Source organism: Lentzea alba (assembly GCF_047445655.1).
Taxonomy (GTDB): Bacteria; Actinomycetota; Actinomycetes; order Mycobacteriales; family Pseudonocardiaceae; genus Lentzea; species Lentzea alba_A.
The window spans coordinates 18,868-29,725 of sequence record NZ_JAJAEG010000060.1 but is presented as its reverse complement, the minus strand read 5'-3'; the positions used below and the strand labels follow the sequence as shown (position 1 = coordinate 29,725).

Genomic DNA, 10,858 nt, shown 5'->3' with positions numbered 1-10,858 from the left:
TCCAGCGACACCAACGATGTCAGCCTTGCCGTCACCGTTCACGTCTTCGAGGTTCTTGTGCTTGACGGCGTCCCAACCGGCCCCGCCCTCGTTGCCGAAGTGCAGGTTGCCCGTGCCATCGCCGTAGTAGTAACGCAGCTTCCCGCCGACGTCCGCGATCAGGTCGGCCTTGCCGTCACCGTTCACGTCGCCCATGGCGATCTCGCCCAGGGAGTTCCAGCCCGCGCCGCCCTCGTGTCCGAAGTGGAGGTTGCCGGAGCCGTCGCCGTAGTAGTAACGGAGCTTGTCGTTGACCACGGCCCACAGGTCGCCCTTGCCGTCGCCGTTGATGTCGGCGTTGCCGCGGCCGCCACCGGTGATGTTGTTGTAGCGATAGGGCGGGTACTCGGCGGCCGTCGCCGACCAGTTGTACTCGTTGTAGGTCGCCTTGGGCGGAGTCTGCTCGTACACCCAGTACCGGCTGCGTGCTCCGTCCAGCCAGCCGCCGAAGATCCGGACGTGCCCGTTCGCGCCCTCGGTGCCGGGGCCGCCCTTGATCAGGATGTCACCGGGCAGGAGCTCGTCCTTGCCGATCCGGTGCGTCACGTTCGACCCGACGAGCGTCACGGTGCTGAGGCCGGGCTTGGAGAGGTTCCACGCCATCGAGACGAAGCCCGAGCAGTCGGTCCGCCAGCCGTCCCTGGTGGCGCCCATGCTGTAGGGCACTCCCGCGTCCACCCAGGTCTTGGCGCGTGCCATCACCTCTCCGCGGGTGATGGTGGCCATCGTCGAGAAGTCCGCTTCGGAGTAGACGACCGCGGGCGCCGGTTCCGGCTTGGCAGGTGCCGCGGCCGCCGCCGGAAGCAGCGTCGACATGGCGGTGGCGACGGTCAGCGCGGTGCCGACCAGTACGCGAGTGGTAGTTCTCATTTGTGCACATCCCCCAGATGTGTTCTCGAAGTGCTGCTCGGCCCTCCCTTGCCTCGCAGCCCTGACACCGATGAGGTTGCTGTGGTGATCTCCAAGAAACCTTCAGGACGTCTGTAGGAGACCTGCAAACGAGGCGAGCCGGGCAAAAGCCGCTCCGCCACCGCCGGTAGCATCGCCGGGGTGAACGATTCCCCCGCCCGCCTCCCGCTGCGCACCGCGGCCGCAGTGAAACTGGGCAACCTGAGCTCCTCGCTGTCCCAGAAGATGGGGCTCGGCGCAGGCGGCATGATCGGCGGCCGGGTGGCGCTGAAGCTCGACCCGCAGGCGCTGAACCGTCTTACGCAGGGCCGCAAGGTCGCCGTGGTGACAGGCACGAACGGCAAGACCACCAGCACGATGATGCTCGCGAGGGCCGTCGGGGCGCTGGGAGAGGTCGCCACCAACCACAGCGGCGCGAACATGCCGGACGGACACGTGACGGCGCTGTCGAAGCAGCCGGACGCCCCGTACGCGGTGCTGGAGTGCGACGAGGGCTACTTCCCCGCCGTCGCCGGCGCCAGCAACCCCGCGGTGGCCGTGATCCTGAACCTCTCCCGCGACCAGCTCGACCGCGTCGGCGAGGTCCGCACCATCGAACGCTCGCTGCGCGACACCGTGACCAAGCTGGAGAACTGCACGATCATCGCGAACTGCGACGACGTGATGGTGACCAGCGCGGCCTGGAACGCGCAGAAGGTCGTCTGGGTCGCCACCGGCACCGGCTGGCACCACGACTCGGCGAGCTGCCCGCGGTGCGGCAACCCGATCCGCTGGCAGGGCGAGCACTGGCACTGCACGGGCTGCGACCTCGCGCGCCCGCACCCGAACTGGATCACCACCGACGAGGCGATGATCACCCCGGAGCACCAGCAGCTGGAGCTCCGCCTCACCCTGCCCGGCAAGTTCAACCAGGCCAACGCCGTGATGGCGTCAGCGGCCGCACACGCCATGGGTGTGCGCACGGAGGAGGCCGTCGCCCGGTTGCGCGGCGTCTCCAACGTCAGCGGCCGCTACCGCACGATCCAGCGCAACGGCCGCAGCGCGCGCCTGCTCTTGAGCAAGAACCCGGCGGGCTGGAGCGAGACCCTCACGGTCGTCAAGGAGGCCAACCACCCGGCCGTCCTGGTGATCAACGCCCAGGAGGCCGACGGCCGCGACCTCTCGTGGCTGTGGGACGTGCCGTTCGAGCGCCTGCAGGGCCGCACGGTCATCGCCTCCGGTGAACGCGCCACGGACCTCGCCGTGCGTCTCACGTACGCCGAGGTCCAGCACACGATCGTGCCCGACCCGCTGAAGGCCATCGACCAGATGCCGCAGGGGGCGGTCGAGGTCATCGCCAACTACACCGCGTTCCGCGACTTGAATGCCAGGGCTGCCGCTGATGAGTGAGTCGACAATCCAGATCGCGCTCGTGCTGCCGGATCTCCTCGGCACATACGGGGACTTCGGCAACGCCGTGGTCCTCGAGAAGCGCATGACGTGGCGCGGCATCAAAGCCGAGATCGTGCCGATCAACTACGGCCAGCCGGTGCCGGACTCGTGCGACATCTACGTCGTCGGCGGCGGTGAGGACACCGCGCAGACGCTGGCGGTGAAGCACCTCCGCGAGCACCCCGGCCTGCAGCGCGCCGTCACGAAGAACGCGGTGGTGCTGGGCGTGTGCGCCGGCATCCAGATCTTCGGCGAGAGCTTCACCCGCGCCGACAACGTCACACACCCCGGCATGGGCCTGATCGACTCGACCTCGCACGCCGGCGGCGTCCGCGCGATCGGTGAGGTGCTCGCGGAGCCGGCGAACGGCCTGTTCGAGGGCGTGCTGACCGGCTTCGAGAACCACCAGGGCCGCACGGTGCTGGGCCCGGCCGCCCAGCCGCTCGCGCACGTCAAGGTCGGCACCGGCAACGACGGCAGCGTCGAGGGCGCCGTTCAGGGCCGGATCGTCTGCACGTACCTGCACGGGCCGGTGCTGCCGCGCAACCCGCAACTCGCGGACCTGCTCATCGAGTGGGCCACGGGCACGAAGGTCGCTCCGCTGGACCTCCCGGCCGTCGCCGCTATGCGGGCTGAGCGGGTTCGGGCGGCTTCTTGATCGGAGCGAAAGAGCGCGCGGTCTGAGCGACCATGCGAACTTGCTTTTCGCTCCAATCAAGAACTCAGCTCCTAGGAATGTGACAGGCGAGCTGCAACACCTGGCCAGATCACGGCCATGACGTACTCGGTCGCGAGCGCAGGTCCGACTTTGGGCCTGCGCTCGGTCCACACCGCCAGGCGTTCCGTCGCACCGACGACGATCTCCGCGAACGCCTCGGCCTCCAGCGGGTCGATGTCCGGCGTGAACGACGCCAGCACGGCCCCGATCATGTCCGTCTGCTGCTGACGGATGCCTTCGACTTCCTCCTGCGCCGACGGCACGGCCACGGCGGCTTCTTGCCTGAGCAGCGCCCACGACCTGCGGTGCTGGTCGATGAACTCGAAGAACGCGAGCAGCCCCAGCCGGAGGAACTCCTCCGGGCTCTGCGCGCCCGCGATCGCCGCCGCCGTCTTCTCCCGCAGCTCGGTGCGCGCGCGGTGGATGCACCCGATGAGCAGGCCTTCTTTCGAGCCGAAGTACTCGTAGAGCATCGGCTTCGAGACGCCGACGCGTTCGGCGATCTCGTCCATCGACGTGGCCAGATACCCCTGCTCGGCGAAGATCTCCTCGGCGACGGTGAGCATCTGCGCCATGCGCTGGGCCTTGGGCATGCGGCGCCGCGGCGAAGGTGCAGTCACGAACGGAGTCTACCGCTCGTAACTTACTTCGAGTAACCTACTGAGAAGTAGGGTAATCGAGCGGAGGGACGTTCCCCATGCATCGAGAGACGAAAGTGCTCGTCATCGGCACCGGTTTCGCCGGCCTCGGCATGGCCATCGAGCTGAAGCGCCGCGGCGAGCACGACTTCGTGGTGCTCGAGAAGGCGGGCGACCTCGGTGGCACGTGGCGGGACAACTCCTACCCCGGCTGCGCGTGTGACGTGCCGTCGCACATGTACTCGTTCTCGTTCGAGCTGAACCCGAAGTGGTCGCGGATGTTCGCCCAGCAGGGCGAGATCTGGGACTACCTGCAGCGCGTGGCCGACAAGTACCGGCTGCGGCCGCACATCCGGTTCAACACCAAGGTCTCCGGCGCGCAGTGGGACGAGGACACCAAGCGCTGGAACGTGACGACCGAGCAGGGCGACACGTACGTCGCGCAGGCTCTGGTGGCCGGCGTCGGCGCGTTGCACATCCCGAACATCCCGGAGCTGCCGGGCATCGAGAACTTCGGCGGCAAGACGTTCCACTCGTCGCAGTGGGACCACGACTACGACCTGACCGGCAAGCGCGTCGCCGTGGTCGGCACGGGTGCCTCCGCGATCCAGTTCGTGCCGAAGATCGCCGGCCAGGTCGGCTCGATGAAGATCTTCCAGCGCACGCCGCCGTGGATCATGCCCAAGGCCGACCGCGCGATCAACGGCTGGGAGCAGAAGCTGTTCCGCGCCTTGCCTTTCACCCAACGGCTGTACCGCGACTTCGTCTACTGGACGCGCGAATCAAGCGCTCTCGGCTTCGCGGTGAACCCCCGCATCATGAAGTTCGCGCAGGGAATCGCGTTGCGGCACATGAAGAAGCAGGTGCCGGACGCGCGGTTGCGCAAGGCGTTGAAGCCCGACTACACGATGGGCTGCAAGCGCGTGCTGATCTCCAACGACTACTACCCCGCGCTGGGCTACCCGACCGTCGACCTGGTAACGGACAGGATCACCGAGGTGCGCGAGTCGTCCATCGTGGACAGTGCGGGCGTCGAGCACGAGGTCGACGTCATCATCTACGGCACCGGGTTCCACGTCGTCGACTCGTTCGACTACCTGGACATCCAGGGCAAGGGCGGAGTCGACCTCGCGAAGCAGTGGCGCGAGGAGGGGATCGAGACCTACTACGGCATCACGGTCTCGGGGTTCCCCAACCTGTTCTTCCTGCTGGGCCCCAACACCGGGCTCGGCCACAACTCGGTCGTGTTCATGATCGAGTCGCAGATCCGGTACATCTCGCAGTGCCTCCAGCTCCTCGAAGAACACCGCGCCGCGGAGCTGGACGTGCGACCGGAGGCCCAGCAGGAGTTCAACCGCGAGATCCAGGGCAAGCTCCGCAAGGGAGTCTGGACCCAGGGCGGCTGCAAGAGCTGGTACCTCGACGCGCAGGGCGTGAACCGCACCGTGTGGCCGGGCTTCACCTGGCGGTACTGGATGCGGACCAAGCGCGTGCGCGCCGAGGACTACGTGCTGACTGCTGCCAAATAGATCTACGGCTGCACGATGACCTTCAGGGCGGTCCGCTCGTCCATCGCCTGGTAGCCCAGGGCGACGTCGTCGAGCGAGACCGTCCTGTCGAACACGGGACCGGGGTCGATCCGCCCGGCGAGCACGTCGGCCAGCAGCTCGGGCAGATACGCGCGGGCAGGCGCGACGCCGCCGCCGATGTTGATGTTGCGCCCGAACAGCTTGCCGAGCGGCAGCCCCGGCATCTCGTGCGGCACGCCGACGTACCCGATCTTGCCGCCGTCCCGCACGATGCCCATCGCGGTCTCCCACGACTGCTCGGTGCCGACGCATTCGAGCACGTTCGACGCGCCGAGGCCGCCGGTCATCTCCTTGATCCGCTCGATCGCGGCGTCACCGCGTTCGGAGACCTGGTCCGTGGCGCCGAAGAGCTTGGCGATCTTCGCGCGGTCCTCGTGCCGGCCCATCGCGATGATCCGCTCGGCCCCCAGCCGCTTGGCCGCGAGCACGCCGCACAGGCCGACCGCGCCGTCACCGACGACCGCGACCGTGCTGCCGGGGCCGACACCCGCGCCGATGGCCGCGTGGTGGCCGGTGCCCATGACGTCGGACAGGCTCAGGAACGCCGGCAGGAGCTCACTCGGCGCGTCAGCAGGGACCCTGACGAGCGTGCCGTCCGCCTGCGGCACCCTCACGGCCTCACCCTGGCCGCCGTCGCTGCCCTTGGAGCCCCAGAAGCCACCTGACCGGCACGAGGTCTGCAGCCCGGCCACGCAGTACGCGCAGCTGCCGTCGCTCCACACGAACGGCGCGATCACGCGGTCGCCGACCTGCACGCTCTGCACGTCCTTGCCGACCTCCTCGACGATGCCGAGGAACTCGTGCCCGATCCGCTGCCCTCCCTCGCGCTTGGCCACACCGCGGTACGCCCACAGGTCGCTGCCGCAGATGCAGGCCAGCTCGACCCGGACGACGACGTCGGTGGCGTCCTTGATGGCCGCGTCCGGCACCTCCTCAACGCGGATGTCACGGGTGCCGTAGATCGTCGTAGCCCGCACCTGGAGCCCTCCTCTTGTCTCGATGCTCAACCGTTACATGGTCCTCCTGTCCCCGCCTCCGCGCCGAATCGAGACGCTGTGGAATTGGTTACGAGGTCCAGCTCACGTCCGGACTAGAGTCAGATTTGTGCTGATCAACACGCGTGGCATCCGTTATGCGACGGCTGCCCGGTTCGAAGAGCCCTCACCGGTCACGTGGGACGGCGTGTTGGACGCCTATCAGCGCGGCCCGGCCTGCCCGCAGCCGCCCTCGACCCTCGCGGCGGTGGTCGGCAGCTCGGTCGACGGGCTCACGTTCGACGAGCACTGCCAGGTCCTGAGCGTCACCGCGCCGGCCGACGCCTCGGGCCTGCCCGTGATGGTGTGGTTCCACGGCGGCGCGTACGTGACCGGCAGCGGTGAGTCGACCAAGTACGACGCGTCACTGCTGGCTTTGGAAGGCGTCGTCGTGGTCAGCGTCAGCTACCGCCTCGGGATCTTCGGTTACCTGCGGGACAACCTCGGCCTGCAGGACCAGCTCGTGGCGCTGCGGTGGGTCCGCGACAACATCGCCGCGTTCGGTGGCGATCCCGCGAACGTGACGGCGTTCGGTCAGTCCGCGGGCGCGGACTCGGTGTACGCGCTGATGCTCGCCACCGACGAGCCCCTGTTCCACCGCGCGATCCTGCAGAGCGCCCCGTTCGGCGCCCGCACCGGCGACCGCGCGGAGATGACCGCCGCGCTGAACGAGCTCATCGACGTCGACGCCTCCACCCCGGTCGACGAGGTCCTGGCCGTCCAGAAGGACGCGATGTCGATGGCCGCCGCCCGGTTCATGCCGTCGGGCGGCATGCCGTTCGCGCCGGTGCTGGGTGAGATCGACCTCGCCGCGGCGGCCTCCCGCATCGAGCTCCTCATCGGGCACACGGCTGACGACGGCAGCCCGTACGTCGCGGACCAGCCGGACGCCTGGGCCATCGCCACCGAGCTCGTGTTCGCCGGGCCGGCCCGTCAGTTCGCCGAGAACTGGATCAAGGCGGGAGGGCAGGCCGCCACCTACAACTTCAAGTGGCGGCCGGATGGCGCACCGCTGGGCGCGTGCCACTGCATGGAGCTGCCGTTCCTGTTCGACCCGGACGGATGGACCGGTGCGGGCATGCTGGCCGGGCAGGAACCGGACCCGGCGCTGGCCAAGTCGATGCGACGCACCTGGACGGACTTCGCGCGAAACGGAATGGACGCGCTGCCGTCGCGCTCGCTTGAATTCGGCGAGTGACCGACCGCGAGCGTTTGCGCACCACGTTCGGAGAGGACGCGGCCCGCTACCACCGGGCTCGTCCCACCTATCCCCCGGAGCTGTTCGCGCAGCTCAGCGGCCCGCGCATCCTGGAGATCGGCCCAGGCACGGGCCAGGCCACGCTGCCGTTGACCACCATCGGAGACGTCACGGCGGTGGAGCTGAGCCCTGAGCTCGCCGCCGTCGCCCGCGAGCACGCCCCGGACGCCCAGGTGGTGGTCGCGAACTTCGACGAGTGGCCGCTGCCTGCCGAACCGTTCGACCTGGTGGTGTCCGCGACGGCGTTCCACTGGCTCGACCCGCACACCCGCACGGCTCGGTGCGCGGCGACGTTGCGACCGGGCGGGAAGCTGGCGGTGATCTCCACTCACCACATCGCCGGTGGGACAGCGCAGTTCTTCGTGGACGTCCAGGAGTGCTACGAGCGCTGGGATCCCGCCACGCCACCGAACCTGAGGCTGTCCCGGGCGGACGACATCCCGCGCGAGTTCGACGACAGCCCGGAGTTCGAGCCGCCGGAGTTCCACCGGTACGAGTGGGAGCAGGCCTACGACACCGAGGGTTACGTCGACCTGCTCCTCACGTATTCGAACCACATCGCGCTACCGGCCCGCGACCAGCTGATCGCGGACGTCCGGCAGCTCATCGACATGCGCCACGGCGGCCGGGTCACCAAGCGGTACCTGACCCAGCTCGCCGTCGCCCGCGTCAGGACCGGCGAGACCGCCGCGTCATGAGCACGACCGCGCCGCCCGCACCGACCAGCGCGAGGCCACCGAGGCCCAGGGGCAGCACGTCGAAGCCGGTGAACGCCAGCTCGTCGGCCTCGGCGGCCGTGGCTGCCTGGGGAGCCTGAGGCGCGCCTCCACCAGGCGGTGGCGGCGGGACCTCGGTCTTGGTCGACGGCGGGGTCTGCGGAGGCGTGGACGGAGGCGTCTCGCCCGGCTTGCAGCCCGTGTGCGCCGGGTTCGAGCGGCCGATGCCGTGGTTGGCGTCGCACTCGTAGCCCTTGTTGGCGTCCGAACCGCCCGGCATCTGGCCGGCCGGGTTCTTGTTGTCCGCCTTGCCCACGCAGCCCGCGCACGGCTTGCCGACGGCCTCGCCGCCGCCGTTGCCGTTCAGCGACGGTGAGCCGTCGCGGGTCGAGTCGTACGGGCCGTGCACGTTCGCGCCGTTGCCGCTGAAGTCCGCGTTGGACGGTGGCTGCGGCACCGAAGTGTCCTGGGTGGACTGTCCTGGTGGGACCTGTGGGTTGTTCGTGATCCCGTTCCCCTTGCCGTTGCCGGGATCTGCGAGCCCCAGACCGGGGGCCAGCGTCAGCACAGCGGCTGCGGCCAGGGCAGGGAGGAGCCGAGTTGCTTTCATAGGTTGAATATAGAACGGCCTGTGAGCTGCGTTACACCGCTACCCACAGGCCGTTCTGAAAAACACGCTACGAACAGGTGATGCGCGGTGTCGCCCAGTCACCGTGGTCGGAATTGATGCCGTCACCGGCGTCCGTGATGACCAAGCGCAGGGTCTCGGCTCCGGTCAGTGATGCGGAGAGCTTCTTCGCCGCGTCGGTTCCGGTCAACCGCCCGGAGTCCGCCACCTTTGTTGAATCGGCGAACACTTCGAAGATCACCGACCCCTTGCCCGCGGCCACTTCATCGTCGACACCGACGTCCACAGTGAGCGACGAGCACTTCTTGCCGAGGTAGAACTCGATGGTCGAGGCCGCGTGCGCGCCGAAGCCGCGGGCGTGCGTCACGCCGTTGATCGTCAGGGTCTTGCCGTCACCGGGCTTGTTGCCGCCGACGGACCTGTCGATCTCGACCGGGCCCCAGCCGTTCGTGGACGACGACGCCTCGAACGCGGACAGGTCGGACACCCCGGCCGGCGGGGTCGGCCGCGGCCCACCGTCGCCTTTGGACACTCGGAACATCACGGTGGCGAGCGACGGGACCGAGGCCGAGATCGTGCCGGTCGTCGTGCGCGTCGACTTGGTCCACAGGTCCTTCAGCGTGGCGGGCCCGGACATGCCGATCTCGGACAGGGAGGTCGAGATCGTCTGCGTGGAACCGGACTTGTTGAACAGCGCCACGGCCTTGTCGCCGTTGGCCAGCGGCTTCACGATCACGTCGACGCCGGTCTTGCCGGTGGTCCTGATCCGCTTGCCCTGCACGCCCAGCTTGTCCTGGTCGACCGCGATGACGTCCTTGTTCTCCAGGATCGTGAACGTGTCCTGGTTGACCTTGCGCAGGTCCGAGCCGATCAGCAGCGGCGCGGCCATGATCGCCCACAGCGAGAAGTGGCTGCGGTACTGCGTGGCGCTCATCTTGCCGTTGCCGACCTCGAGCATGTCGGGGTCGTTCCAACGGCCAGGACCGGCGTACTGGTCGAGCACGACGTTCTTCTCGTAGATGTCCATCGTGCGTGGCCAGGTGTCGTTGATGTCACCGGTGGTGCGCCACAGGTGACCCGTGTCGGAGGCCCACTCCCACGGCTTGTTCTGGCCCCACTCGCACAACGAGAAGACGATCGGGCGGCCGGTCTTCTTCAACGCGTCGCGCATCTTGCGGTAGCGCTGCTTCGCGTCGACGNCTTCTCGTAGATGTCCATCGTGCGTGGCCAGGTGTCGTTGATGTCACCGGTGGTGCGCCACAGGTGACCCGTGTCGGAGGCCCACTCCCACGGCTTGTTCTGGCCCCACTCGCACAACGAGAAGACGATCGGGCGGCCGGTCTTCTTCAACGCGTCGCGCATCTTGCGGTAGCGCTGCTTCGCGTCGACGCCCTGGTTGTTGCAGTTGTCGTACTTCAGGTAGTCGACGCCCCACGACGCGAACTGCTGGGCGTCGGACTCCTCATGACCGAGACCGCCGGGGAAGCCGTTGTCCTTGTTGCAGGTCTTGGTTCCCGCTGAGGTGTAGATGCCGAACTTCAGGCCCTTGGAGTGCACGTAGTCCGCGACGGCCTTGATGCCGTTGGGGAAGCGGGTCTTGTTCGGCACGAGCTTGCCCGCGGAGTCACGGGTCTTCTCGGCCCAGCAGTCGTCGATGTTGACGTACTCGTAGCCCGCGTCCTTCAGTCCGCGGGACACGAAGATGTCGGCGATGCCCTTGACCATCGCCTCGTTGAACTCTGCCCGGCAGTGGGTGGTGTTCCAGTTGTTGAAACCCATCGGCGGGGTCAGGGCCAGGCCGTCGGGTAATGCCTGTGCGGTCGGGGCAACCATGACCGCACTGACCATGGTGGTCAGTACGGCCAGAGCGAGAGTGCGCATGGAAATTCCTCTCGAAC

Annotated in this window: 9 protein-coding genes and 2 pseudogenes; 5 read left to right on the top strand and 6 right to left on the bottom strand. The window is 68.1% G+C overall.

Annotation, left to right across the window (positions count from 1 at the left end; genetic code table 11):
- Window positions 1–909: FG-GAP-like repeat-containing protein (locus LFM09_RS48280; RefSeq protein WP_414103397.1), on the bottom strand; the 909-nt coding region annotated here is incomplete at its 3' end.
- Window positions 910–1,089: 180 nt separating this feature from the next.
- Between LFM09_RS48280 and LFM09_RS48275 the strand changes: the two genes are divergently transcribed.
- Window positions 1,090–2,337: a MurT ligase domain-containing protein gene (locus LFM09_RS48275; RefSeq protein ID WP_414103396.1), complete on the top strand. Its 1,248-nt coding sequence runs from the start codon at window positions 1,090–1,092 to the stop codon at window positions 2,335–2,337.
- On the top strand, window positions 2,330–3,037 hold the full coding sequence (locus LFM09_RS48270) for a type 1 glutamine amidotransferase (RefSeq protein WP_414103394.1): 708 nt from the start codon (window positions 2,330–2,332) through the stop codon (window positions 3,035–3,037). Before LFM09_RS48275 ends, LFM09_RS48270 begins: the two co-directional genes overlap by 8 nt.
- A 71-nt stretch (window positions 3,038–3,108) precedes the next feature.
- On the opposite strand, the gene LFM09_RS48265 is transcribed toward LFM09_RS48270, so the two are convergent.
- Entirely contained in the window at window positions 3,109–3,672 is a 564-nt protein-coding gene (locus tag LFM09_RS48265) for a TetR/AcrR family transcriptional regulator (RefSeq protein WP_414103401.1), read from the bottom strand.
- A gap of 122 nt (window positions 3,673–3,794) precedes the next feature.
- Here LFM09_RS48265 and LFM09_RS48260 point away from each other — a divergent pair, with 122 nt between their 5' ends.
- Window positions 3,795–5,264, top strand: coding sequence for a flavin-containing monooxygenase (locus LFM09_RS48260; protein WP_414103392.1), 1,470 nt, complete (start codon window positions 3,795–3,797; stop codon window positions 5,262–5,264).
- Between the two features lie 2 nt (window positions 5,265–5,266).
- On the opposite strand, the gene LFM09_RS48255 is transcribed toward LFM09_RS48260, so the two are convergent.
- Window positions 5,267–6,301, bottom strand: a complete 1,035-nt coding sequence (locus LFM09_RS48255; protein ID WP_414103399.1) for a zinc-dependent alcohol dehydrogenase family protein — start codon at window positions 6,299–6,301, stop codon at window positions 5,267–5,269.
- A gap of 127 nt (window positions 6,302–6,428) precedes the next feature.
- Here LFM09_RS48255 and LFM09_RS48250 point away from each other — a divergent pair, with 127 nt between their 5' ends.
- Together LFM09_RS48250 and LFM09_RS48245 are read left to right on the top strand one after the other, a co-directional pair.
- Window positions 6,429–7,556 carry a carboxylesterase family protein gene (locus LFM09_RS48250; RefSeq protein WP_414103391.1) on the top strand — a complete coding sequence of 376 codons (1,128 nt, stop codon included), beginning with the start codon at window positions 6,429–6,431 and terminating at the stop codon, window positions 7,554–7,556.
- Window positions 7,553–8,314 (top strand): class I SAM-dependent methyltransferase, encoded by a 762-nt coding sequence (locus LFM09_RS48245; protein WP_414103390.1) that lies wholly within the window; start codon window positions 7,553–7,555, stop codon window positions 8,312–8,314. Before LFM09_RS48250 ends, LFM09_RS48245 begins: the two co-directional genes overlap by 4 nt.
- Here LFM09_RS48245 and LFM09_RS48240 read toward each other — a convergent pair.
- From LFM09_RS48240 to LFM09_RS48230, 3 genes and pseudogenes are all read right to left on the bottom strand, one after another.
- Window positions 8,286–8,942: a hypothetical protein gene (locus tag LFM09_RS48240; protein WP_414103389.1), complete on the bottom strand. Its 657-nt coding sequence runs from the start codon at window positions 8,940–8,942 to the stop codon at window positions 8,286–8,288. The genes LFM09_RS48245 and LFM09_RS48240 overlap by 29 nt on opposite strands.
- A 67-nt stretch (window positions 8,943–9,009) precedes the next feature.
- Window positions 9,010–9,645, bottom strand: a pseudogene (locus LFM09_RS48235) (NPCBM/NEW2 domain-containing protein); the annotation flags it as partial.
- 84 nt (window positions 9,646–9,729) lie between these two features.
- Window positions 9,730–10,841: pseudogene (locus LFM09_RS48230) on the bottom strand (glycoside hydrolase family 27 protein); the annotation flags it as partial.
- Window positions 10,842–10,858: the final 17 nt, after the last annotated feature.